The organism is Alphaproteobacteria bacterium (genome assembly GCA_024244705.1).
Taxonomy (GTDB): domain Bacteria; phylum Pseudomonadota; class Alphaproteobacteria; order JAAEOK01; family JAAEOK01; genus JAAEOK01.
On record JAAEOK010000052.1, the window covers coordinates 86,250 to 111,481 of the forward strand.

At 61.5% G+C, this 25,232-nt stretch carries 21 protein-coding genes; 6 read left to right on the top strand and 15 right to left on the bottom strand.

Going from position 1 to position 25,232, the window contains the following annotated elements; translation table 11 throughout:
• Positions 1 to 1,167: 1,167 nt before the first annotated feature.
• From GY791_08910 to GY791_08940, 7 genes are all read right to left on the bottom strand, one after another.
• Positions 1,168 to 1,605 carry a universal stress protein gene (locus GY791_08910; GenBank protein MCP4328539.1) on the bottom strand — a complete coding sequence of 146 codons (438 nt, stop codon included), beginning with the start codon at positions 1,603 to 1,605 and terminating at the stop codon, positions 1,168 to 1,170.
• Positions 1,606 to 1,616: 11 nt separating this feature from the next.
• Positions 1,617 to 4,217, bottom strand: a complete 2,601-nt coding sequence (locus GY791_08915; protein MCP4328540.1) for a TRAP transporter permease — start codon at positions 4,215 to 4,217, stop codon at positions 1,617 to 1,619.
• A 91-nt stretch (positions 4,218 to 4,308) separates the two neighbouring features.
• Positions 4,309 to 5,277, bottom strand: a complete 969-nt coding sequence (locus tag GY791_08920) for a TAXI family TRAP transporter solute-binding subunit (protein MCP4328541.1) — start codon at positions 5,275 to 5,277, stop codon at positions 4,309 to 4,311.
• Between the two features lie 141 nt (positions 5,278 to 5,418).
• On the bottom strand, positions 5,419 to 6,396 hold the full coding sequence (locus tag GY791_08925; protein MCP4328542.1) for a TAXI family TRAP transporter solute-binding subunit: 978 nt from the start codon (positions 6,394 to 6,396) through the stop codon (positions 5,419 to 5,421).
• A 111-nt stretch (positions 6,397 to 6,507) separates the two neighbouring features.
• The gene (locus GY791_08930; GenBank protein MCP4328543.1) at positions 6,508 to 7,359 is read right to left on the bottom strand and encodes a 3-keto-5-aminohexanoate cleavage protein; all 852 of its coding nucleotides are present in this window, start codon (positions 7,357 to 7,359) and stop codon (positions 6,508 to 6,510) included.
• Complete coding sequence (locus GY791_08935) at positions 7,356 to 8,693, bottom strand: aspartate aminotransferase family protein (GenBank protein ID MCP4328544.1); 1,338 nt, start codon at positions 8,691 to 8,693, stop codon at positions 7,356 to 7,358. The genes GY791_08930 and GY791_08935 overlap by 4 nt, the downstream gene beginning before the upstream one ends.
• Entirely contained in the window at positions 8,690 to 9,571 is an 882-nt protein-coding gene (locus GY791_08940; protein ID MCP4328545.1) for a MurR/RpiR family transcriptional regulator, read from the bottom strand. Before GY791_08940 ends, GY791_08935 begins: the two co-directional genes overlap by 4 nt.
• A 209-nt stretch (positions 9,572 to 9,780) precedes the next feature.
• On the opposite strand from GY791_08940, the gene GY791_08945 reads away from it, so the two are divergent.
• Positions 9,781 to 10,296 (top strand): adenine phosphoribosyltransferase, encoded by a 516-nt coding sequence (locus tag GY791_08945; protein MCP4328546.1) that lies wholly within the window; start codon positions 9,781 to 9,783, stop codon positions 10,294 to 10,296.
• Positions 10,297 to 10,326: 30 nt separating this feature from the next.
• Positions 10,327 to 12,429 (top strand): tetratricopeptide repeat protein, encoded by a 2,103-nt coding sequence (locus GY791_08950; protein MCP4328547.1) that lies wholly within the window; start codon positions 10,327 to 10,329, stop codon positions 12,427 to 12,429.
• Positions 12,430 to 12,452: 23 nt separating this feature from the next.
• Here GY791_08950 and GY791_08955 read toward each other — a convergent pair whose 3' ends face one another.
• The 3 genes from GY791_08955 to GY791_08965 are packed head-to-tail and all read right to left on the bottom strand — an operon-like array spanning position 12,453 to position 16,513.
• The gene (locus GY791_08955; GenBank protein MCP4328548.1) at positions 12,453 to 13,253 is read right to left on the bottom strand and encodes a creatininase family protein; all 801 of its coding nucleotides are present in this window, start codon (positions 13,251 to 13,253) and stop codon (positions 12,453 to 12,455) included.
• Positions 13,250 to 14,197 carry an EamA family transporter gene (locus tag GY791_08960; GenBank protein MCP4328549.1) on the bottom strand — a complete coding sequence of 316 codons (948 nt, stop codon included), beginning with the start codon at positions 14,195 to 14,197 and terminating at the stop codon, positions 13,250 to 13,252. The genes GY791_08955 and GY791_08960 overlap by 4 nt, the downstream gene beginning before the upstream one ends.
• 54 nt (positions 14,198 to 14,251) lie before the next feature.
• Complete coding sequence (locus GY791_08965; GenBank protein ID MCP4328550.1) at positions 14,252 to 16,513, bottom strand: AsmA family protein; 2,262 nt, start codon at positions 16,511 to 16,513, stop codon at positions 14,252 to 14,254.
• Between the two features lie 234 nt (positions 16,514 to 16,747).
• Here GY791_08965 and GY791_08970 point away from each other — a divergent pair, with 234 nt between their 5' ends.
• The 3 genes from GY791_08970 to GY791_08980 all read left to right on the top strand — a co-directional run bounded on the left by GY791_08970 (position 16,748) and on the right by GY791_08980 (position 19,706).
• On the top strand, positions 16,748 to 17,584 hold the full coding sequence (locus GY791_08970; protein ID MCP4328551.1) for a trypsin-like peptidase domain-containing protein: 837 nt from the start codon (positions 16,748 to 16,750) through the stop codon (positions 17,582 to 17,584).
• A gap of 495 nt (positions 17,585 to 18,079) precedes the next feature.
• A complete protein-coding gene (locus tag GY791_08975; GenBank protein MCP4328552.1) occupies positions 18,080 to 19,069 on the top strand; it encodes an alpha/beta hydrolase in 990 nt (329 codons plus the stop codon).
• Between the two features lie 130 nt (positions 19,070 to 19,199).
• On the top strand, positions 19,200 to 19,706 hold the full coding sequence (locus tag GY791_08980) for a hypothetical protein (GenBank protein MCP4328553.1): 507 nt from the start codon (positions 19,200 to 19,202) through the stop codon (positions 19,704 to 19,706).
• Between the two features lie 146 nt (positions 19,707 to 19,852).
• Here the strand turns inward: GY791_08980 and GY791_08985 are convergent, their stop codons facing one another.
• From GY791_08985 to GY791_09000, 4 genes are all read right to left on the bottom strand, one after another.
• Complete coding sequence (locus GY791_08985; GenBank protein ID MCP4328554.1) at positions 19,853 to 20,347, bottom strand: hypothetical protein; 495 nt, start codon at positions 20,345 to 20,347, stop codon at positions 19,853 to 19,855.
• A 110-nt stretch (positions 20,348 to 20,457) separates the two neighbouring features.
• On the bottom strand, positions 20,458 to 22,071 hold the full coding sequence (locus tag GY791_08990) for a HAMP domain-containing histidine kinase (protein ID MCP4328555.1): 1,614 nt from the start codon (positions 22,069 to 22,071) through the stop codon (positions 20,458 to 20,460).
• The gene (locus tag GY791_08995; GenBank protein ID MCP4328556.1) at positions 22,007 to 22,747 is read right to left on the bottom strand and encodes a response regulator transcription factor; all 741 of its coding nucleotides are present in this window, start codon (positions 22,745 to 22,747) and stop codon (positions 22,007 to 22,009) included. Before GY791_08995 ends, GY791_08990 begins: the two co-directional genes overlap by 65 nt.
• 3 nt (positions 22,748 to 22,750) lie before the next feature.
• Entirely contained in the window at positions 22,751 to 23,320 is a 570-nt protein-coding gene (locus GY791_09000; protein ID MCP4328557.1) for a hypothetical protein, read from the bottom strand.
• 349 nt (positions 23,321 to 23,669) lie between these two features.
• Here GY791_09000 and GY791_09005 point away from each other — a divergent pair, with 349 nt between their 5' ends.
• Entirely contained in the window at positions 23,670 to 23,984 is a 315-nt protein-coding gene (locus tag GY791_09005; protein MCP4328558.1) for a hypothetical protein, read from the top strand.
• Here the strand turns inward: GY791_09005 and GY791_09010 are convergent.
• The gene (locus tag GY791_09010) at positions 23,953 to 25,098 is read right to left on the bottom strand and encodes a DegT/DnrJ/EryC1/StrS family aminotransferase (protein MCP4328559.1); all 1,146 of its coding nucleotides are present in this window, start codon (positions 25,096 to 25,098) and stop codon (positions 23,953 to 23,955) included. The two genes, GY791_09005 and GY791_09010, sit on opposite strands and share 32 nt — an antisense overlap.
• Between the last annotated feature and the right edge of the window lie 134 nt (positions 25,099 to 25,232).

The following is a 25,232-nucleotide window of genomic DNA, read 5'->3' on the forward strand; positions in this document are numbered from 1 at the left end:
TCATCACAGTGACGGCCCTCGCGGTGATGGCGCCGCTGCCGGCGGCAAAGGCCAACCCGGCCGCGTTACCGGTGCAGATAGCGTCGTGCAATCCCTGCAACCCCTGCGCAGCCAATAAATGCAATCCGTGCAACCCTTGTAATCCGTGCAATCCCTGCGCTGCGGCGAAATGCAATCCATGCAACCCTTGCAATCCGTGCAACCCATGTGCAGCGGCAAAATGCAATCCATGCAACCCTTGTAATCCGTGCAACCCCTGTAATCCCTGCGCAGCCGGCGGCGCGAAATCGGCGTGTGTGGTGCCGCGGCTGGCGGCGAACCCCTGCGCAGCGGCAAATCCGTGCAATCCTTGTAACCCGTGCAATCCGTGCGCGGCGAAATGCAATCCGTGCAACCCTTGCAATCCGTGCGCGGCAGCGAAATGCAATCCGTGTAATCCATGCAACCCGTGCGCCGCGGCGAAGTGCAATCCTTGTAATCCATGCAATCCGTGCAACCCCTGCGCAGCGTCAAATCCGTGCAATCCATGCAATCCTTGCAACCCCTGCGGCGGCGCCGCCGTCGGCGCGGAGATCACCGACGAAGAGGCCGTCGCCGTTTACGATTGCCTGCGCAAGGAATTAAAGGCGTCCTATGCCAAATCCGGCGTCGCCGCGGCGAAGACCTATCAATTGTGGCCGTCATACAATACCGCGCCCTACGTATCGGACACCCATGGCGGACGCTACGTGAACAATTACGGCAGCCCCGACGCGCCGGTCTATGCCGAGTACGAAGGCTTGGTCGAGATGCCGGTCGGCGCCGAGTTGGCCAAGGATAGCTTCTCGGTCGCCGGCGACGGCAGCGTCAGCATGGGGCCGCTGTTCCTGATGGAAAAAATGCCCGCCGGCTTCAACGCCGAGTCTCAGGATTGGAAATACACGATGATCATGCCGGGCGGCGCGATCTTCGGTGTCACCAACGGCAACAATTCGGCTGGCATGACGTTCTGTTTCGAGTGTCACATCGTGGCCGAGGATCACGATTCGATGATGTTTCTTCCCGAAGAATACCGGAAGAAATAGTCAGCCCGAACCTTACCTCCAGGTGACTTGGGCGAACCTCGGTTCGCCCATTTTTTTGTCACCTAGAGCAGTTTCAAAGAACTCGGAGGTTGGTCGAACGGTACTAATGGCCCTCGCCGCGGATGATCATGACCGAGCAATCGGCATGGCGGGCGACCTTCTCCGCATTGGGACCGATAAGGTAGTCCCTGAGCTCCGGGCGGTGAGACCGCATCACGATAAGATCGGCGTTGACCTTCTCGGCGGTCTCGACGATCTCGTGGTAGATGTTGCCGTCGGCGATGATGCACTGGACCTGGATATCGTCGGGCACGGCTTCCTTGACCAACGCATGGAGGTGTTCGTCGGCCTGCGCGGCCATCTTGTCCTCGTAGCCCTCCGGGAAGTACTGGCCAACCATGGCCAGGCCGAAATCGGGAACCACATTCAGCACATGCAGTCGGGCGCCGAATGTGCGGCACAGTTCGGCGGCCACCGGCAGCGTGCGTTGCCCCGCCTTTTCGGAATTGAGGTCGAGCGGAACCAGAATATCCTTGAACATGCCTAATCTCCCTATGCCGTGGCCGTTTCGGCAGGTTCTTTGCGGCGCCGGCCGCGTTGCATCAAGACAATGAGGACCAGAACGATAAAGGCCGGAATGTACATCCACTCCTTGGCCATCCGGTCGCTTGCCACCAGCACACCGGTGATGGCGAAGTCCCACTCGACGCCGGCCTTTTCCGCCGGGCTGCCGAAGCCGATATTGTCGACCAGAATCTGACCGTCCTCGTCGAGCAACTCGAGCCCGGCGAACATCAAGCGCTCCTCGCCGGTCCCGGGCGGGCCAAGAGGCAGGATGACCTGCTTTCTGACGCGAACGCCGTCAGCATTTTCCCCTTCGATGTCGAGGCGGATATCCGCGTTCGGCGGCTGATCCTCGGCAATCTCAATGACGTCGGTCGGCGGGACCGTGGTGAACGGCGGCTGGATCATATCCATCCAGAAACCGGGTCGGAACAAGGTGAACGCGATCACAAGCAGTATCACGGATTCGTAGATTCGACTGCGCGCTATGAAGAAGCCTTGAGTCGCGGCCGCGAATATGAGCATCGCCAGTGTCGCCGTTATCACGGTGAGGACGAGGTCGAAGGGCCCATCGATACCGATCAGCAGCAGCTTCGTGTTGAAGATGAACAGGAACGGCAGCGCCGCGGTGCGCAAGCTATAGAAGAAGGCGGTAAACCCAGTCTTCATGGGATCGCCCCCCGACACCGCCGCCGCGGCGAACGACGCCAGCCCCACCGGCGGCGTCACGTCGGCCATGATACCGAAATAGAACACGAACATGTGAACGGCGATCAGCGGTACGATCAACCCCGACTGCGACCCGAGCTCGACCACGACGCCAGCCATCAACGACGACACGACGATGTAGTTGGCCGTCGTCGGCAGACCCATGCCGAGGATCAGGCTGATGATTGCGACGAAGAAGAGCATCAGGATCAGGCTGCCGCCGGAGATAAACTCGACGAATTCCGCCATCACCAGGCCGACGCCAGTCAGCGTCACTGTGCCGACGATGATACCGGCGGCGGCGGTCGCAATGGCGATGCCGATCATGTTGCGGGCGCCGGCGATCATGCCTTCCCAAAAGTCATTGACGCCTTCTCGAAACGCGGCCGCGGCGTTACCGGCCTTACGGAACATCACCTTCAGTGGCTTCTGGGTCAGCAAGATGAAAATCATGAAACAGGTCGCCCAGAACGCGGACAGCCCAGGCGAATAGCGTTCGATCATCAGGAACCAAATCAGGATGATGACCGGCAATAGGTAATGCAGCCCGGAGCGAATCGTTGGGCCCGCCTCGGGCAGCTTGACCACCGGCGAATTCGGATCGTCGAGCTCGAGTTCGGGAAAACGGGCGCCATACCACAACAGGCCGATGTAAGCGACGAACACGCCGATCGTCACGATCAGCGCCGCGCTGTCGGGCGCGAAATCCTTGATCCAGCCGATCGTGTAATAGACCGCGAACGACAGGATGATGATGCTGCAGACCGAGATTCCGGCCGATATCAGGCCTTGGACTACAGTTCTCTGAATCGGCTTCTCGAGCGCCTGCATGTTCGCTTTCACCGCCTCGAGATGGACGATGTAGACAAGTGCGATATAGGAGATCACCGCCGGAAGAATGGCGTGCTTGACGACCTCGATATAGGGAATGCCGACATACTCGACCATGAGGAACGCCGCGGCGCCCATGACCGGCGGCATGATCTGGCCGTTGACCGAAGACGCGACCTCGACCGCGCCCGCCTTTTCGGACGTGAACCCGACTCGCTTCATAAGCGGAATCGTGAATGTCCCGGTCGTCACCACGTTGGCGATCGAGGACCCCGAGATCAACCCGGTCATGCCGGAGGCGACGACCGCCGCTTTTGCCGGCCCGCCCCGCAAGTGGCCGAGCAGGGCGAAGGCGACCTTGATGAAATAGTTGCCGGCGCCCGCCTTGTCCAACAGCGCGCCGAACAGGACGAACAAGAAGACGAAGTCGGTCGACACGCCGAGCGCGATACCGAAGACGCCTTCGGTCGTCAGCCACAAATGGTTCATTGCCTTGGTGATCGATGCGCCCTTCCAAGCGATCACCTCCGGCCCCAAGTGGCCAAAGAAGATGTAGGCCAAGAAGACAAGGGCAACGACCATCAGCGGCGGGCCGAGCGCGCGACGGGTCGCCTCGAGCAGCAGGACGATGCCAACTGCGGAGACGATCAAATCGAGCTCGGTCGGCTGGCCGGGCCGGGCCGAGATCTGGACGTAGAAGATGTAGAGGTAGGCCGAGGTGAACGCGCCGACCAGCGCCATGCCCCAATCCTGGATCGGAATGTAGCCGCGCGGCGACCGCTTCAACGCCGGATAGGCGGCAAAGGCGAGGAACAGGGCCAGGGCGAGGTGGATGTAACGCGCCTGGTTCGAATTGAAGATGCCGAAATTGAACATGAACGGCAGCGGCGAGGCGATCCATAGCTGAAAAATCGACCACGCGAAGGCGACCCATAGCAGAAGCTTGCCGACGGCCCCTGCCGGCGATCGGGCGCCGGTGTCGGTTTGAGCGATAAGGTCTTGAAGTTCCTCGTCTGAGGCTTGACGGCCGGTCGTATTGTCGTCGCTCATGATGTCTCCCTGTTTCCCCTATGCGGCGGGTGTTCCTGCCGTCTTGCTTCGTTCACCTCGTCGGCCAGTATAGTGCCTCGATCCGAGTTCGTCACATCAGTCCTGCTTCGCGGAAATAGCGTGCCGCCCCCGGGTGCAGCGGCGCCGACAACCCGTCGACCGTCATTGCCCGTGCCTCCAGGGCGGCGAACGCCGGATGCAGGCTCTTGAAGGCGTCCAGGTTGGCGAACACCGTTTCAACTATCGCGTAAGCCACGTCGTCGGGCAAATCGGCCGATGTCACGACAGTCGCCTTGACTCCGAAAGTCGTCGTTGGGTCCGGATTACCGGGATAAAGACCACCCGGGACCGTGGTGTAGGCATAATACGGGTTCTCCGCGACCAACTTGTCGATGACCGCGTCCTTGACCTCGACGATGACGGCATCGCAGAGTTCGGCCGCCTTGCCCACGGCGCCATTCGGATGGCCGACCGTGTAAACCATGGCCTGGATGCGGTCGTGGCACAGCGCCATCGACATCTGAAAGGCGCCAAGGGCGTCGGCCATGCTGAACGTGTCCGCGGTCCAACCCTTCGCGGCCATCACCACTTCCATCGTCGCACGCTGCCCGGACCCGGGATTGCCCATGTTGACCCGTTTGCCGGACAGGTCGTCGAGCTTGGCGATCCCGGCGTCTCGGCGCGCGACCAACGTAAGTGGCTCGCCGTGGACCGAAAACAGAGCCCTGAGGCCGTTATCCGGTCCCGCCTCGGCGAATGGCCCGGTCCCGTAGAGCGCATGGAACTGCCAATCGGATTGGGCCACGCCAATCTGGAGGTTGCCGGCGCGCAGGTTTCTGAGGTTAGAGATCGATCCGGCGGTCGGCGGCGATTCGCATGCGATTTGCCGCGCCGCCGTGAATTTGCCGAGCATATGGCAGATTGCTCGTCCGACCTGAAAATAGACACCGGCCGTACTGCCGGTGCCGATCTTGATCGATTCGGCGGACGCGGGCGCGGACCCCAAGGCCAGACCGGCCAGAAGAATTATGATTGCGGTAAGTCTTAGCGCGGCAGTCATGACGGTTGCTCCTTACGGCAAGGACATCCGATACGACCCCAAATAGCGCCGACCATCTTGGTACAATGGCCGGCGGCGGTCTCAATACAGTTCAAAAAACGCAGGCGGGACGGCGCCTGGCCGTCCCGCCCAAAAGAGTGGTTACATCATTCCCTTTTCATCGAAGTACTTGGCCGCACCGTCATGGGTCGGCGCAGAGTTGCCATCGCGAACCATGTCGTTGGGTTGCAAGTGCTGGAATGCCGGGTGCAATTTCCGGAAGTCATCGAAGTTCTCGAAAACCGCCTTGACCACCTCGTAGACCACCGCGTCCGGCACGTCGGTCGAGCTGACGAAGGTCGCCTTCACACCATAGGTCGGCGTGTCGTAATCGAGGCTGTAGGCGGCGCCCGGAATCGTCGCCTTGGCATAGTACGAATTTTCCTCTGCCAACTTGTCGACTTCGGGGCCTTCGATCGGCACCAGTACCGAATCGCAGGAACTCAACGCCTCGGAGATCGAACCGCTGGGATGGCCGACCGGGTAGAAAAAGGCGTCGATCTTATTGTCGCAGAGAGCCTGAGACTGTTCGGAAGCCTTGAGTTCCGAAGCCAGCTGCAGATCATCCATGGTCCAACCCATGGCGTCGAACAGGACTTCGACCGTGGCCCGTGTGCCCGACCCAGGGTTGCCGACATTGACCCGCTTGCCTTTCAAATCACCGAGCGACTTGACGCCGGAATCGGCGCGCGCCACCAGTGTCATCGGCTCGGGATGGACTGAAAACACCGACCGCAACTTCTCGTTGGGGCCTTGATCTTCGAATTTGCTGGTCCCGTTGGTGGCGTGGTATTGCCAATCGGACTGGGCTACGCCCATCTCCAACTCACCGCCGCGGATCGCGTTGAGATTGAACACCGATCCGCCGGTGCTCTCGACCGAGCAACGGATGTTGTGTTCCTTGCGGCCCTTGTTGACGAGGCGGCAGATGGCGCCGCCGGTCGGGTAATAAACGCCGGTTACACCGCCGGTGCCGATGGTAACGAATGTTTGCTGCGCCGAAGCGCCGGTGACGCCGCCGATGGCGGTCGCACCGGCGACCAGGGCTGCGGCGAATGTCGTGGTTAGCAACTTGTTCATAGTAAAGGGTCCTCCCTAACTTCCTCACCTCGAAAATATCGACGCCGGTGTGGCGCCATGTGCTCCCTCAAAAGATCGCTCGGGCGTCTCTCGAAGGTATTTGCCTCCCTATCAGGCGGCAACCGTGAAACTCTCGCGGATGAATTTCGCATCGGCGATAGGACGCCCGATGAGTTCCGCACCCTGACGGTCCTGAGCGACGAGCGCCGAATTGTCCGGTGCAAACGATCCGTCCGCCATATAAAGATTGTTCTCAAAGCCGACGCGACTATGCCCGCCAAGCGTTGCCGCCGTCAACGCACAAGCGTTTTCGCGGGCGCCAAAGGCGCACACCGCCCAGTCGCCCTCGCCGGGCCAGGCGGCAAGAAACGGCAACAGATCCGCTGGGTTCGACTGCTGTTCGCGGCTGTATCGGCCGAGGACGAAAAGCACGAAATGCCGGGCACCGGGGATGATTCCGCGTCGCCGGAGATCGAGGAACCGCATCACGTCGTCGCTCGAATAGAGGATGAATTGCGGCATCACCGCCTCGCTTACCAACCAGGCAAAGAATTCGGCAGCCGTGCCTTCGGCGTCCGCGTCGGCGACCAACTCGCGGATTGCGATCGACGCCGCCTCCGGCCGCACGTCCCGGACCACGGCCATTTGTTGCGCCGGCGCGAAGCGGCCGACCGCCTCGGTCGTGATTTGCACCACCAATCCGTCTCCCACCTCCCGCCGGATCGCCGCCGTCGCCGTGCGATAGGCATCGGCATCGAGCGCATGGTCGCCGTTTGCGTCGCGGATGTGGAGGTGGATCATGGCCGCACCCTGGTCACGGCAGGCCGCGGCCGTCGCCGCGATCTCGTCAGGCGTCATCGGGAGCCGCGGATGGTCAGACTTGGTCCGGCGCGCCCCGTTCGGCGCGACCGCGATGATGAAGGGAGACCACCTCCCCTCCGAATGGTCGCGGTGCTCGGTCATGAACCGGCGCTCGCAATAGCCGCATCGATCGAGTCGCCGAGTTTTTCGGCGATTTCGTCGACATGGGTCCGGTCGATGATGAACGGCGGCGCCAACAGGATATGGTCGCCGGAGGTGCCGTCCACGGTGCCGCCGGCCGGGTAGCACATCAAGCCCCGGTCCATGGCTTCACGCTTGACCCGGGCATGGAGCTTGAGCGCCGGGTCGAAGGGCTGCTTGGTGGCCCGATCGGCGACCAACTCGACACCACGAAACAAACCGCGGCCGCGAATGTCGCCGACATGATGGTGGTTGCCGAGGCGGGCGGTCAATGCGTCGACCAGCGCGTCACCCTGAAGCCGCACATTGCTGAGCAAATCATCCCTGTCGATCACTCTCTGAACCGCCAGCGCCGCGGCGCATGCCGTCGCATGGGCCATATAGGTATGGCCGTGATGGAAAAAGCCCGAACCATGATAGAAGGCATCCGCGAACCGCTGATCGAGGAGGACCGCGCCAATGGGCTGATAACCGGCGCCCAAACCCTTCGCGCAGGTCACCAAATCGGGCACCACGCCATCCTGTTCGAATGCGAACAGCGTGCCCGTCCGGCCCATACCGCACATCACTTCATCGAGGATCAGCAGGACGCCGTATTCGTCGCATATCTCACGAATCCGCTTGAAGTAGCCAGGCACCGATGGGACCACGCCCGCCGTCGCGCCAACGACCGGCTCGGCGATAAAGGCAGCCACCGTGTCGGGGCCGAGGCGCTCGATCTCAGCCTTCAATTCGTCGGCGACGCGGAGCCCGTAATCCTCGCTACTCTCCACCGTCGTACGATAACGGTATTCGAAGCAGGGCGAGATATGCGATGCGAAATCGCCGAGAATCGGCAGGAACATCTCTCGTCGCCCAAGGTTTCCACCGGTTGCAAGCGCGCCGAGCGTATTGCCGTGATAGCTCTGCCAACGCGCGATGACCCGGCGCCTCTGAGGCTCGCCGATTTCGACAAAATATTGCCGCGCCATCTTGAGCGCGGCCTCGACCGCTTCCGACCCGCCGGAAACGAAATAGACTTTGCCCAAACTGTCGGGCGCCTTTTCGATCAGCAGATCGGCCAGATCCTCCGCCGGTCGGTTGGCGAAAAATGATGTATGGGCATAGGACAGAACGTCGACCTGATCCTTGATCGCGCGGATGATGTCGGGATGGCTATGGCCGAGGCAGGACACCGCGGCACCGCCCGACGCGTCGAGATATTTTGCGCCGTCGACGTCATAGACGTATGGACCCTCGCCACGGGCAGCGACCCGCGGCACGACATGGGAGTGGCGGTGGAGAATATTGGTCATTGCGCGCCGATCCGCGACGGCACGTCGTCCCAATAAGCGTCGAAACTGGCGAGTTGACGTTCGCGCTGTGCCAATTTGTTCAGCGCCTTATCACCACCGCCGGCGATCACCAAAGCGACAAGCGCCTGCACCACCGATTGGGCGGCGCTGATCGATTGGAAAAAAGACGGGCTGTCACAGCGGACCAGCAAGGTCTCGGTTGACGGCCCGTTCAGCGGCGATAACCGGCCATCGGTGATCGCGATGATGCGTGCGCGACGGGCGGCGGCGTAGTTTACGACGTTCACCGTTTCGCGGGTGTAGGGGGAAAAGCTGATCGCCACCAGGACATCGCTGCCTTCGATATCGCGCAATCCGTCGGCCAGGGTTCCGCCGACTCCGTCAATGAGGACGACGTCGTCGCGAAACATCGATAGCGAATAGTGCAGATAGAACGCGATCGGAAAGCACCCGCGCAGCCCGACCAGATAGATGCGACGGGCCGAATCGAGAAGCCGCGCGCACCGTTCCAGGTCCGCGCCGCGGGCCTCGCCGAACGAGTCGGCGACATTCTCGATCTCGGTCTTCGCGATATCTTCGAGTATCTTTCGGCTTTGCTGCGTTTGCAGGTCACGAGCCTGATGGCTGTAACGCGCGTGGATGCCGCTGAGGCGATCCCGGTAGATGTCACGCAAGGCATCGAAGCCTGGATAGTCCAGGCGACGGGCCAGCCGCACCATGGTCGTCGGATGAACGCCGGCGCGCGCGGCGAGGCGACGCATCGTGTAGAGCGCGACATCGTCGGGCCGATCCAGGACATAGCGCGCCGCGCGCCGCAATTGCGGGCTCAATGTACTGTAGATCGCTTCGAGTTCGCGGTTGACCGCTTGATAGGACATTGCGGTTCGTGTGCCTACTCCCTGGTGACGGCAAGCCTATAACAGGAAAATCCGTCGATGCAACGTTTGTCTCATAATTGTTACAAGTGTTGCAATTGTGGTTCGGCGCCAGAGGAGACAACCGACGATTCGGCGTCGATCGCAGGCTGGCTGAATGCGGGCGAACTTGATATGACGATGCGGTAGCGGATCCCTGGGAGGCGACCGAAATGGACTTGAAGGCCCACATTCGCGGCATTCCGGATTTTCCGAAGCCCGGGATCCTGTTTTACGATATTTCGACGCTTTTGGCCGAGCCGCGCGCCTGGACCTATACGGTCGAACGCCTTGGCGACGAGATCGGCCCCTATCGCGCCGACCTATTGATGGGGATCGAATCGCGCGGATTTCTCGTCGCCGCGCCCTTGGCGCTGCGCCTCGGTTGCGGGTTTGCGATGATACGGAAACAGGGCAAATTGCCAGGCGAGACGATTTCGCACACCTATGACCTCGAATATGGCACCGATACCATCGAGATTCAGGCCGACGCCGTCCGCCCGGGCCAGCGGATCGTTATTATCGATGACTTGATGGCGACCGGCGGAACGGCGAACGCGGCGGTTTCGCTCATTCGCAAGGTTGGCGGCGATCCCGCCGCGGTGGCCACGATTATCGAGCTCACCTTTCTCAACGGTCGCGACGCTCTCGATATCCCGCTACACACCCTGATCACCTATGACCATTGACATCCTTGCGGCGAACGCCGCCGGATCCGCTTGAGCGACGCCAAGACGCACATGGCCGAGGGCGTGCGGCTGCGCCGGGAGGGGGATTTGGACGCGGCTGCGGCGCGCTTCGAATTGGTGCTCCAGGATAATCCCGACGATGTCGCCGCCCACAATTTGCTCGGCGTTGTTGCCGTGCAAAAGAAGAACCTGGGCGAAGCGCGTCGATACTTCGCGCGGGCCGCCGAATTGGCGCCCGACGATCACGGCATCCGTCTCAACCTCGCGATGGCGTTGTGTCAGGACGGCGATCTCGATTCGTCGATCCATGAGCTTGGCCGGCTCACAGGCCCCGACTCGGGTGCCGCCAACCTCTATTTCACGCTGAGTCGTGAATTCGACGCGCACCACCGTCCCGAAGACGCTGTGAGATGCCGAGAGAAACTTATCGAGATACCGGCAACGCCGCCTCGGCTGCTCCATGACACCGTCCTCGACGCGATTGGCCAAGGTCAGCACGACACCGCCACCCGCGCTTCGGAACGGTTGGTCGAGGACGGATTTCGTAATGCCGGTGTCTATTGCAACTACGGGGCCGCGTTGAACGGCGCGGGCCGCACCGAGGATGCGTTGGCGGCATTCCAATCCGCGGCCCGCCTTGATGCCACCTTGTACGAAGCACCGGCAAATCTGGGCCCGCTCTATTATGGCCTTGGACGGTACCGGGAAGCGATCGCCGCATTCCAGACGGCGCTGCGGTTGCGACCGGACGACGCCAATGCGCGGGCGCGGCTGGCCCATACGAGACTGGCCATTTGCGACTGGACCGATTGGGCGGAGTCCGCGCGGTTCTTCGAGGGATTGGCGGAGCTCGACGATTCCGGCGTATCGCCCTTCACGGCAATATTCTGGCCCATGGCGGAGCAGGATCGACTGAAAATAGCCACCCGATACGCCGAACGTCTTGAGCGCGAGGCAAAGCACCTGACCGCGATCGTGGCGACACCGATACGGAAGACGACCAACGATAAGATTCGGATTGGCTACATGTCGGCCGGATTCGGCGACCATGCGACGGCGCATCTGACACGCACAATGTTCCACCACCATGACCGGAATCGATTTCATATCACCGGATTCCCGATGGTGCCCGATGACGGCAGCCAATACCGCAAGGACATCGCCGCCGGTTGCGATTCCTTCCACGATCTCGCGGGCTTGTCCGACCACGACGCGGTGCGACGAATCGCGGCCGCCGATATCGACATCCTGGTTGATCTCAACGGCTATACGCGCAACGCACGGCCGCGCCTTCTCGTCGCGCCGCTGGCGCCGATAAAGGTCAGCTACCTCGGCTTTCCGGGAACCATGGGGGCTCGGTTCATCGACTATCTGATCGGAGACCCAATCGTAACCCCGGCATCGAAGGCCGCCGCCTTCGCGGAGAAACTCGTCCTCCTGCCCCATACCTATCAGGTCAATGACGACCGTCAGCCGGTGGCGGATTCACCATCGACCCGGGCCGAGGTCGGGCTTCCCGACGGTGGCGTGGTCTTCGCCACATTCAACAGCCCGCGCAAGATCGAGCCGGCCATCTTCGGCCTGTGGGTGCGTATCCTGAAGTCAGTCCCGGGCAGCGTGCTTTGGGTCTATCGCCCGGCGCCGGACGTCGAGGCGTGCCTGCGCCGAGAAGCCGAAAAGTCGGGCGTCGGGCCGGAGCGGCTCGTCTTCGCGCCGCCGCTGCCGAAGCCGCAGCACCTTGCCCGTCTCCGGCTCGCGGATCTGTTCCTCGACACCCACTTCTACAGCGGGCACACGACCGCCAGCGATGCCCTGTCGGTAGGACTGCCGGTGCTCGCCTACCCGTCCGACAGCTTCGCCGGACGGGTCGCCGCCAGTCTTCTTCATGCCATCGGCCGGCCCGATCTCATTGCCGAAACCGCTGATGACTATGTCGACCTGGCAGTCCGCCTGGCGCGGTCGCCCAACGCATTGGCGGAAATGCGGGCAGACCTGTTGGCGCGAAAGGGTGACGCTCCGCTCTTCGATACCGCGCGCTTTGTCCGTAATCTCGAACGCGCCTACGAGGAAATATGGCGTATCCACCGCGCCAGCGAAGAGCCGCGACAGATCGTCATCGAGGATGGCGGCTAGGTGGAATGGTTCGGCCCTCCCGGCTAGGTAGTCTTCAGAACCGAACCCGGGTCTATGCGGTCGACCTCGTTCAGGACGGCGAGGAACTGCCGCGCCGCATCCTCGATCAAGGCATGTCCCCGTTTGGCGTCGGCATCCGCGGCGTCACCCACCGCCCCGGCCGGGTTTACGTCCTGGATCTCCCACGCGAAAGCGGCCTTGCCATCCGCCACCAACGCCGAATGATCGTCGCCCATCGTCGCCAGCGTGGATTCGAAGCGCCTGGCCGCCGCCATGTCGACGTGCTCCGGATCGAGGGCCAGCATGATCGAGGTTTCGATGGCTCCGCCGTGAATGCCTTCGCGACGCTCAGACTCGTCGAAATGGGGACTTTCGCGCCATATCCGATAGCAATGGTGCGACACGACGAATAGGCCATGGGCGCTGCGCAATTCCTGTGCCACCAATGCGGTCAAATTCGATTGTCCGCCATGGCTGTTGAACAATACCATTTTGCGGACCCCGGTTCGGGCGACCGCCTCACCGATCTCGACCCACAGGCGCAAGAGTGTCTCGGCCGATCCGCTCAAAGTCCCGGGATAGCCGCCGTGTTCGATACTGAGGCCGACGGGTAGCGTCGGCAGTATCAAAACAGGCAATCTTTCGGGCGCCAACTCCAGGGTCCGGTTGATCACCCCATCGGCGATCTTACGGTCGGTCGACAGCGGCAAATGAGGGCCGTGCTGCTCGATCGCGCCAAGGGGCAAGACAGCGATCTGGCGCGCGAGGTCCAGGGCCGCGAAATCCGCCGTCGTCAAATCCTGCCAATAATGCGTTGCCGTCATGCCGTCGCCTTGCCGCCCCTGCGGTTGGTCCAGACCCATTCCAATGCCACCGATCCGCAGATCACGCAAATGGCCAATATCTGGGCAATGGTCAATAGCGTGCCCAGGAACACGACGGCCAGGAACGACGCAATGACGGGCTTCATGAAAAACAGGTAGCTGCCACGGGTGATATCCGGCACCGCTGCCAGCCCGCCGATCCACAGGAATTGGGTGATCGTCGTGTTCCACACCGCGATCGTGATCAACGCGACAGCGTCACCGGCCGGACGGTCGAACAAGGTCGTCGGATCGACCCAGGTGCCGAAGACCGCGCCGACAATCAGCCACAGGCCGAGGGCGCCGATCATCATCGTCAACGCGGTCAGCCGCAAGGCGCCGAACTCCCTGATCAGCGGGCGGACCAGTACGGTGTAAGCGGCGACCAGAGCGGCGCAGGTCATGGCCAGGAAGATGCCGACCAGATTGCCCGACGAGCCGGCCAATTTAGCCAGGTAGCCATCCGTCATCAGCAACGCGATGCCGACGATCGCAGCCGCGCCGCTGATGATCTTGGGCGCGGTGATCGGCTGGCGGTTGACCCACGAATTGACCAGCGCGACGAAGATCGGGATCGTGGTGACGATGGTCGCGACCGCCGGCACGGTGGCGAAGTCGAGCGACCAGTGAAACACCAGATAGCCGGCGGTGATGCCGAGCAACGACAACCCTGCTATGCGCAGGCCATGCTCGCGCAATGGTGCCAGAAGATCACGGGCCGACGGCAAAGCCAGCGCAACGACCACCAACCCGGCGCCGCCGAGAAGGAATCGCCAAACCGACAGTTCGGGCCCGGCGACGTGAGTCAGTTTCTGAACGAATTCGGTCGAGGCGTGCCCGCAAACGCCGACGAACACGGCGCCATAGGCGACCGCCGCATGACGATGCCACAGCGACGTGCCCAAATCCGGTGGCCGTTACCTACGCGTCAACGCCCGGCCGGACGGCCGATGCGGCACCTAATCGCCGCCGAACAGGCCCTTTATCACCTTCGAGGTATCGTCAACGACATTGGGGGCCGGTGCCGCACCGGAGCCCTCGGTCGTCGCCGCCTCCGGCGTTGCCGTAGCCGGTGCGGTCGTCGCCGTCTCCGGGGTTGCGGCAGCCGGCGCCGGCGCCTCAGTGGTGCCGCCACCAAGCAGTCCCTTGACAACGTCTCCGGCGCTCGGTGCCGCGCCTTCGGTGGCTTCGCCTTCACCTCCGAGCAAGCCCTTCACGACGTCGCCGGCTTCCGGAGTGGCACCGGTGCCCTCTCCATCGCCTCCGAGCAAACCCTTTACGACGTCGCCGCCGACGGCCCCGGCGCCACCTTCGAGTACGCCCTCGAGCCCGGCACCGCCTTCGAGGGATCCGCCCAAGGCGCCGAGGGCACCCTTGGCCAACTCCTCGGGATCGCCGATCGCGCCCAAGATGTCCGGGGTATAGCTCAGGTCGCTCCACGGACCGCTGATGATCACCGGAACCGCGACTCCCTTTAGGTCCGTCGCTCCGCCCTGGCCTTCGGTCGACGCGACCAGCTTCGGCGTCACTTTGTAATTCACCGTCCGCGCCGGAAGATCGGCGGTGCCGGCACCATCAACCCGGAACAAGGGCGACGACATGTTGAGATCGTCGTTAGTCAACATGCCATTGACGATGACGAAGGTCGCCGACAACTCGGAGAAGTCGGTCTTCTGTTCCTCCTGGGCGCCGGCGTCGAGAAACGCCGAGGTTACATTGCGCACCATGGCGCCAAGGTTGAATCCCTTGATCGCGCCATCGCGGAAATCGAATGCCCCGTTGCCGTCCAGGTTCTTGACCATCTGGCGCTGAGATATGCCATTGGCATCGAGGGCAAAACTCAAATTGCCCGATCCGCTGAGACTGTCATTGCCCATGGCGTCGGACAACAACGGTTCGGCCTGGATCCCGCTCATGGCAAAGACCTTGTGCACGGCGGGGACGTCGCCCGATGCGTCGAGGACGAATTTGCCCTGTCCCTGACCGCCATAGAGCGCCAATTCGGTCAAATCGCCGGTCATCTTGCCGCCCGCATTCGTCAAGGTGAGAGCGCTTTTCCCGATCGTGATGTTCTGCGCCTTTATGCCCTTGGCGGTGAGGGTGAAATTTGCGTTGAAGGCTTTCAGCGCACTGAAATCCAGCGGCTCGTCGCTCCAATCCGCGGCCGCTCCCGACGAGTCGCTCGCCGCCGCCTCGTCGCCTGAGCTCGGCGGCATATAGGGATTGAGATCGAGCTCTTCGAGATCGAGCCGGCCCTCGATGCTCGGCACGGCTCCGCTCGCGTCGATGGCCAGCTGGCCGGTGCCCTTGATCTCGTCGAAGGCGATCGACGCATCGCTAAACGAGGCCTTGGCGGCGGACGCAGCCATCTTGCCCTTGATATCAAGGAGACCGAAGCCGGACCCTTCCGGCATCGGGTTGCCGACCCAGCCCATCAGTTTGCGCACCGACGGGACGTTGAGACTGACATCGCCGGCCGCGCCGGCTTGGTCACCGGCGGTAATGGTGCCTTGGTAGTCCAATTTCACCGGCGCCGCGGCAACCGCCAGCTTGGCATTGGTCGAACCACCTTGCATGATCGAGTTCAAGGAATCGGCGTTCAAGGTGATGTCGATCTTCTCGCCCTGCCATACCATCGAGCCGTCAACCGAGAAGGGTGCGTTGATGTTATCGAGTTCAACGGTCACGTTGACGTCGGACAACACCTGTTCGGTGCCGGTCTTGGCGTCGAAGTAGCTGACCTGTCCATTCTCCAAACGCACGTCGCCGAGGCGGATTTGATCCAAACCCGGCGCGCCGGCGCCGCCTGAACTATCGGCGCCCGCCGCCGACGGTGGGACGATTTGCCAGTTCGGCGTGCCGTCGGGCAGCACTTCGAGATTGATGACCGGATCGATCAGGATGAATCGATTGATGTCCAACTCGCCACTGATCAAGGGGAACAGCTTGACGTCGATCTGCAGCTGCTTGAGCGATGCCATTTCCGAAGTTCGCGCGCCTTTCGCGTTACCGAAAGTCACGTCATTCACCTCGAGCGCGACATTGGGCAGCAGCGACACGCTCACCTCGCCATTGATGGCGAATTCGCGGCCGGTTCGTTCCCGGACCTGATTGGCGATTTCATCCTTGTAGGTATCGATCGGAATGAAACTCGGGATGATCAAGACAGCCGCGATCAAAAGGACGATGATGACGCCCAATGCGATCAGTAGTTTTTTCACTTCCGCCTCCGTTGGGGGGTGTAGGAATTTGGCGGCATGCTAGCATTTAATATGCGGCGCGGTGTCGAATTTGTCGGCCCGAAAATGTGACAAGTTTATAGCCTGTGGGCCGCAGAAATCGGCGCCTAACTGTCCAAAGGCTCTTGATTACAAAGGCTTGCGGTAGTAACCCTCACCGGCTCCAATGGTGCCGCGGCGCCGTGACGCACCGGCGAAATGGGTCAAGGGGGGCCGATGTCCGCGCCTGAACGAAATGGATACCGGCGCAGCTTCAAGCCGACCCTCAGGGTGCTCGCGGCCATTCTGTCGGTTCTCGCCGGGATGGCGCTTGCCGGCTGCAACGGCGGCGCGTCGAAATCGAGCGACCGGGCGGCGCCGGTCACGCTCGCCTATCCCTATGGCGAAGGCGGTACATATCTATTTGCCGGCTATGACCGCATCACCGCCGAGGCAGCGCGCAGCTTCGTCACGATCACCATCCTCGCCGACCGTGCAACCGTAGATCAGACCGGCAGCGAACTTGTCAGCTCGGCGAGCGGGACCATCGTCGATGCCGGCGGTTTGATCGTCACCGCGGCGCATATTGCGACGAATTCCAAATACCGCGCTCGGGTCACGACAATCGACGGCACGGTGATGGAGGGTCGTGTTATCGCCCTCGATCGCGACCGCGAGCTCGCGGTCATCAAGGTCCCGCCGAACCCGGGTTTGACGGCGGCGACCTTTGCCGATTCGTCGACCCTGGCGCGGCGCGACCATGCTGTCGCGATCGGTGCCCCGAGACGGCACACCGGCGCCGTTTCGCTTGGCATTGTCCGCGAACCGCAACTCGACTATCCGTTGGAATACAACGGTTACACTCTGCCCAACGCGATCGTCATCTCGATGGAAGTCGAACCGGGCCATTCCGGCGGGCCGGTGTTCGATAAGAACGGTGCGCTGATCGGCATGATCGCCAGTTTCGCCCTCGGCGATACGCGCAAGGTTCCCTACCAATCGCCGCGTATCGCCTTCGCGGTGCCGTCCAACGACATCGCGGCCTATGTCGAATCGGTTGCGGGTGGGCAATAGTAGAGGGTCGCGGGCCGCCGGGCCGTGTCCTCGGCCCGACGGCCGCCGGATCGTGTCCGCTCCTGAGCGTGATCGAGATTCATAATTCGATACTCCGCATATCGCGGGCGGGCGACAAGTGAACGTGGCGGATTTCGCACAAGGCCCGAAGCGGCGCGGTCGTGTTCCGTCTCAATGAACCAAAATCGGCGTTGACATTGCGTTTTTAGGTGTATATACACCAATAGTGATTTGCGCGATAGAAAGGCCTTTGGTGATGGACCTAGCGACACCGACCGATTGCACACGCGCCTGCCTCGGCAAGGCGGCTCAAAGGCAAACTCGTGTGGCATAGATTCTTTTACCGCTAAACGTGTAAATACACTCAAATTAACTCAGCGCTTTCAAGGAGATCCGACGATGCGAACCCTGAACACGTCCACCGCAGTTGAAACCCCGGAAGCGACCATTGTTGGAACCCCCACTCTTGATCGCTCACTCGAAAGCCAAACGGTCATGACCGATTCATCCGCGGTAACGGCCCGAGAGTGGTTCGCGCTCGGAACAAGAATCCCATATGATCGCCGGGCCAAAAAATTCTTGCGGCCGGGCGACGCGACGGCCTCGCCGGATGTCGTCCATGTATTTCGGCGCACCGCACAAAACGCAACGCCGAATAAAGACACGATTTGGACATCCTTCCTTCCCGGCTGGCCCGATGGTTCGTTCGGATGGGTGAAAGTCGACCGGCACCTGACCGGTACGCGGCCCGGGCCGAGGCTTTACGTCGAATATGTTGGACACGGTGAATCCGATAAGCCAAACGACTATCCCTATGGCACGATGGAGCGCGCCGATTTGGTCGAGGCGTCGTGGGAATCCGAGGGGATCAAGTCGACATTCATCGTCAGCTTCGACTACTCCTCCATTGTTGCGCTCGAGCTCCTCAGCCGCCAACAGGATCGCCTCGAACGAGGCGTTGACCCGGCCACCAGAATAGAAGGCGTTCTGCTGATCAATGGCGGACTGTTCGCCGAGGCGCACACCCACCCCTGGTTCACGACACCGGTGCTCAAATCGCCCCTCGGCGGGCTTGCGACATCGATGGCGCAACATTCGAAGCTCGCGTTCGGTGAGCTCATGAAGCCATTGTGGTCGAAGGACTACGGTGTGAAGCCCGACGAAATCAACGAATTGTATGACGCAATCGGACGGCGCAATGGCGTTTCCGCGTTGAGCAAATCCGCCGATTTTGTCGATCAGCATAAGCGCAATGCAAAGCGGTGGAACCTGGAACGCCTATTCCATGCGCTTCGCGGCACCGTGTCGTTCCATGTTGCCGGCAGCGAGGATGATCCATTCGAGTGGCGGCAGGCGGTGGTCGCGCGCGACCGTCTAAGCGCACACGGCCTCGACGTGCGGACCTTGCCGGGCGGGCATCTCACGACCTCCGAGCACCCCGAGCTCCTGGCGCAAATCATCCGCGAGGTGGGTCCGCGACCCTAGCCGTTGGTGCCCATTTCCGCGCCCGCCGGGCACCGAACTCATATGGCGCGACCAACGGCCGCCACAGACCGCCGTGATCGGGACCTCAGATCAACAAGAATCAGAAGGAACATTCGCCATGGAGAATCGAATGCAACGCGGGCCGCGCACCGTCTCGTTTTCGCGACAAGTGCTCTCCCGGGCGGCGATCATCGCGATCATATTTGGAACCGCCCTGGCACTGTTCAATCAAACGGAGGTGATTTTCGGCGCCGCTGAAATTCAGTGGCTTCCATTGATCCTCGGGTATCTGACACCGTTCTTGGTTGTGAGCGTGTCGCAGGTCCTTGGCATTAGAGCGGCGCGAGCGGCATCGATCTGGATCGTGGAAATTCGTGAAAGTTTCCCCAAGACTCTCATTTCGCACGGAATACCTGGGCGCGCGCTTGCCCTAAGCCTTGCCGTGGGCGGGATCAATACCGCCATCATTGTGAGCGAAATCGTGCTGGCGGGACGCGGTTACGATCAATTGCCGGTCGCGTTGATCCTTCAGGCTCTGATTCTGCCTCTGGCGTTCGGCGCCTTGTCCCAGGCCGTCGCCTACCGGCGCGCCGTCCGACAGCCGGACCGATTTGCCGCACTCGGCATTTCTCACTGAGAACGCACGATCAAACGGGCGCCCCTTCCAGCCCCGACCGATCCGGCCAGATTTCGGCCGCCGCGCAAGCAATCGCGAAGCCGGTTGACCTCGGAACCCGGACCAAAACTTGCCGCCGCCTGCGCGTTGACGGGTCGCCGACCGGCTCAGACCGGGGTGCGGACCACCTCGGGCGGCGCGGCGAGAAGTTGGCGAATGACATACGACAGGTCCGCCAACTCGACATTCCAGGAGTGGACCGCATTCATGAAAACGCGCGGCGCGTGGGATTCGCGTGCCTCCGCCTGGCCGATCAAGCGGCTCAATCGCTGGGTCATCAACTCGGTGATGTCCCGTTCCGCTTTCTCGAAGTTTCGCGCCCGGCGCGGCCCAATGTCGACAATAACGAAGGTGCTGGCATCCAATTGCAGGTACAGCCGCGCCGCGCCGGCCGCCTCGGCGCACAGCAATCGCGCCTCCTGCGCATCGACCCCTTCGAAGCGCACCAAAATAAACGTCGTGCGAACGCGGGTGGCTCCCAGACGCTTGAGAAACCGTCCAAGAACCGCCACCGCACGCGCCGGATTCAGGTCGCTATAATCATTGTCCGATGGACAGGCATCGTCGCCGGCATAGGTCCCGGTCAGGGCTTGGGCACACATAATGTTTGCATCTAGGTTTAATTGTTCAACTTAAACCCTAGCGGCAAAGGCGTAATTCGAGCTGAATCAAAAAAATGACACGGTCGTATCCGTGGCCTGGCCAAACCCGGTCAGCGAACGGCGAGAAAGCGCACGGTGACGCGCAAACCGCCGCCTTCGATGTTTTCGGCGCTGACTGTTCCCCCGACGGCAGTGACGTTTCGTTGCACGATCCACAGGCCAATGCCGTAATGCTGGTCGAGCAATTCGCCCTCCGCGGTGTGCTCATCCTCGGTCGAATCTGACCGGCTCGAATAATAGCGTTCGAAGATTCGGTGCAAGTTGGACGTTTTGATGCCCGGGCCCTGGTCTTCGATCACCAGTTCGACCATGCCGGCGCTGCGATGAAGCGAGACCTTCAGTTCCGAATCCAAGGGCGCAAAACTGATCGCGTTGTCGAGAATGTTTTCGACCACGGTTTCCAGCAAATCGGTACCGGCACGAACCACGACCCCATCGTCGATGGCGAGTGAAAGCGCCAGTCCGCGGCTGCTCAAGACCTCGCCATAGCCGCCCAGAATGCGGTTCAGCAGGGAGGACAAGTCGATCTCATCGCGCGGCGGATCGACCAAATCGGCGGCCGCCTCATCCATCCGGCGGGCCGATGAGACCAATGCGTCGAGCCGATCGACGGACTTTTCGATCATCGCAATCGCCCGCCGCTCGCGTTCCGCGGTCTCGCCGATGCTGCGCCGTAGGGGTTCGGTGCACTGGCGAATGATCGCAATCGGGGTCTTGAGCGCGTGCGCGTTCTCCTCCGCGGCGCGACGAATGTTGCGCCCCGAATCCTGGAGCGCCGAGACCAGTCGATCGAAATCCTCGGCCACGCCATTCAATTCGGGCACGCGGTTCTGATCGGCAAATCGGGTCCCGCTCACGCCTTCGCGGCGGATTTCGCGGGCCAGCCGACCGAACCGGTTGATGCTTCGCCATACGGCGATCAAGATCGTCAGCGTTACGACCACCAGAACCAAATAAATGGCCGCCGCCAATCGCACCTCGGGGCGGGTCCAATAGGGCTTGCCGATCGATTCGCCGAGAAACGCCGACGCTGAATGCGAGGTCAGGACCGCCCAGCAGCCGCGGGTCGTATTTACCGGCGTGATCGAAGTCAGGAACTCCTCGCCGCGCTCGGGCGTGGCGTAGCGCAACGCCAACGGCTCGCCGCCGCTGCAGCTTTCGGAAAGCCGGCCCAGCACGCCCTGCTCGAGCAGTTTGTCGCGCTCGTGCGTTAGCTCGGGGTTCGAAACCGTCGGATGGGTCGCGACATAATAGAACCCTTCCGCCGCCGAGCTGTCCGCCGGTCGAAACAGCACGGTGACGTTGGCGTGCTCGCCGGCGACGCGGCGCAACTCCTGTCTCAACTGATCGAGCGGAAGGTTGCCGTCAGGGCTCGACAACAAAGGCAGCAGCGCCTGACCGACAAGCCGTCCTTGCTCCTGCACCGACTGCAGGAGGAGATTCTGCTTTTCCCGGTCGGCATCGAGAAACTGCGCATAGATGATGATCGGCACCGATACCAGAATGATCAGGAGACCGGCGAGCTTGCCGCCTAGCGAACGGGGCGGCAGCACCAGATCGCGCAAGCGCCGCCGTTGTCGCGCGGTGCGTCCCGGCGGCTCAGTCCGGGACGCGCCAGCGATACCCGAAACCGGGATAGTTCTCGATTTCTGAGAAATCGTCATCCAGTTCCCTGAACTTTTGCCGAATGCGCTTGATGAAAGTCCGGACATTGGCCCGGAACCCCTCGGTCCCGTAGCCGGCTATAAAACCGCGCCCATGAACCAAGTCGTAGATTTGGCGGTAAGAGATATCCTTACCGGGCTCGCCGGCAAGCAACCGAACGATGGCGAATTCGGTCAGCGTCAGATTGACCTGGTTGCCCTGCCAGTAGGCGCGGCGAATATCGTAACGCAGCTCGAGCGGGCCGGCGCGAAGGCTTTCCTCGGCCTCGCCGCCGGTAGCCTCGCGACGAACGATGGGTTTGGCTCCATCGGTGATCAGCTGGATTCGTCTCAACAGGATCGAAAGACTGCGTGATTTTTCGACGAAATCGACGGCCCCGCCGGACAACGCGGCCTCCTCATAGACTTCGTCGCTCAGAACGGTAAGGAACACGACTGGGACCTGAATGTCGGCACGACGCAGGCGGCGCAGCACTTCGAGCCCGTCCATGCCCGGCATTTTCCAATCGAGCAATACGATATCGGCGCTTCTTTCCTCGGCAAAAAAATCGAGGACCGCCCGGCCGTCGGAAAAATCGATGACCTCGAACCCCTCATCGACCAGATTGGCGCCGAGCGACTCTCGGAACAGATCATCGTCGTCGACGACCACGACGCACCGGTTATCCATTTGCATTCCTCAACCTTCCCTTTTTTGGGGTTGGCGCCGGCTTGCGACCAGCATGGCATAGCACTCGCGTCCCTCGATCGCCGAACGCGGCCGTTCAACGATCTCGTACCGCAGGGCCTGGAAAACCTGGCTTTCCAGATTGAGATAGAAATAGACGCTGATGACGCAATCGTCTTCCGAGTAGTGCCAAATCTTAGCCGGCGGCACGTCCCGCTGCGCGGCCGGCGTTCCGAGCGTGGCCTTGACCTGCCGTTCGTTCCTGCCGATCAGTTCCTCGGGATCGGCGCCGTAAGCGTCATCGGCGGAAAACGCATCGGGACCTTGGGTAATCCCGAGATCGGGTCTCGGTTTCGGCACGATCGAAGGCGGCGGCGTCTCTTTCAACTCCTCCGGGTGGCGGTCGGCGAGCTCCGACGAATTGTCTTCATCTCCGCCATAGGCCACGATCGAACGAATATCCTCCTTCCAGCCCTCGCACCCCGCAAGCAACAGGATGGCGGCGACGGCGACGGCATGTTTCGCCGTGCCTCGCCCGCCGAACCGAGAGGTACATTCAGTGGAGTGCCGGTTGACGTTCACGAGGTTTCCATACCGCTGCACGAATGACTTGTCCGCATAAAACTTCCCTTAACCGAGACCGGCTATTCTATCGCTCTCGGCGATCTCCGCCAGAGGATATACGCGGGCTTCAGAAGCCCCATGTGGCGACTCGTGTTGAGTGTAGAAATGTTAAGAAATATCAGGGCCTGCCACAGTTTTGACACACACGACACGAACTCGATTTGGTTACGTTAGCGCACCCCATGAGCGGAGCAATCCAACCCTTCGACCCCACTTCGGCCCCGCATTACCTACCCGGTAATGCGGGGTCTTTTCTTTTCCCCGACGGTGCGAATCTGCGTCACCCAAGAACGATGGACCCTGAGCCATGGATATACAAATCGGCCACCGGTTCCAAAGCAAATCACCGCCCAATTATCTTTGGCAAGTGGATGGGCTCAGAACTGACTACCGTGGGCTCGCCCACGCCCGACTGATCCGCGTCGACGATCCACTCGATTCGCGTGTGATTTCCGCCGCCGCCTTGCAGAGCGACGACCTTTATGTCGCCCTCGACGCGATTCAACGCGAAGATGTCCACTCGCAGCCTGTTACACCTCTGCTGCGATTGTTCGGAACTTTCCTGCGATCGGATCTTATCCTCGCCTTGGCTAAGAAACCGCATGTCGAACCGCGTCTATGACGCGGTCCTGGGCATAGGAATCCAGATAGGGGTGCATCGGCAGGCTGAGAACCTCGCCGGCCAAGGAATCCGAAACGATAAGTTGATCATCGGCCCTCGGGAAGTCTTTGTAGGCCCGCTGCCGGTGGACCGGCGTCGCATAGTAGACGGCGGTTGGAATTCCGTGCGCGGCCAGATGTTGCACGATTTCCTCGCGACGAGACGAGCGAACGGTATATTGGGCCCAAACCGACATTACATCGTCGGGACAGCGCGGCACGCGCACGACATTATCGAGGCCCGATCGATACCTCTCCGCGATACGGTTGCGCGCCGCCAGTTCGTCATCGAAGATGGTCAGCTTCTGTAGCAATATCGCGGCCTGGATCGTATCGATCCTGCCGTTGATTCCGATCCGCGCGTAATCCCGTTGACCGCGATCCAGCCCGTGAACCGACAGCGATCTAATCTTGTCGGCGAGTTCGGCGTCCTGAGTGAAGACGGCGCCGGCATCGCCATAACACCCGAGCGGTTTTGCCGGATAGAAGCTGGTCGCGGTTATTTCCGCCAAGGTGCCGACCCGTTGACCGTGATAGGTCGCGCCAAAGCTTTGCGCCCCGTCGGCGATTATGTGGGCGCCGCAGGCCGCCGCGACCTTCCGCAGCGTGGCGTAATCCGCTGGCAGTCCGAACAGATCGACCGGAACGATCGCGGCCGGTCGCAAGCCCGCCGCCTCGGCCCGAACGATGCCACGTTCCAAGCTCTCGGCATCGATATTGAAATCCATATCCAAGACGTCGACGAAAACCGGCGTGGCACCGACCAAGGCCACCGCCTCCGCCGACGCAACGAATGTGAAGCTGGGCACGAAGACCGCATCGCCGGGTCCAATATCGAGGGCCATCAATGCCAGCACCAACGCATCGGTGCCGCTCGAACAGAGGATGCAATGGTCGATCCCGGCGCTGTCCATGAGCCGCCGCTCGAGCTCCGCCACTTCCGGCCCCAGTATGAATTGACCGTGGTCGACCACACGCTGGATCGCCGCCTCGATCTGTCCATTCAGACGGCGCTTCTGGGCTTGAAGGTCGATAAACGGCATCGGAGCCGTACGGAGCGGCGAAATATCGTTCATGTGGATTGGTTTCAAATGACGCAAACGCCCGATTCCTATAGCACTTTCCAAGCATGAACAAGCCATTAAGCGTGGCATCAACCGGCTGCGCCAAGCCACTGCCTGCGCGACGTGGGATTGCCGAGTGAACGTGT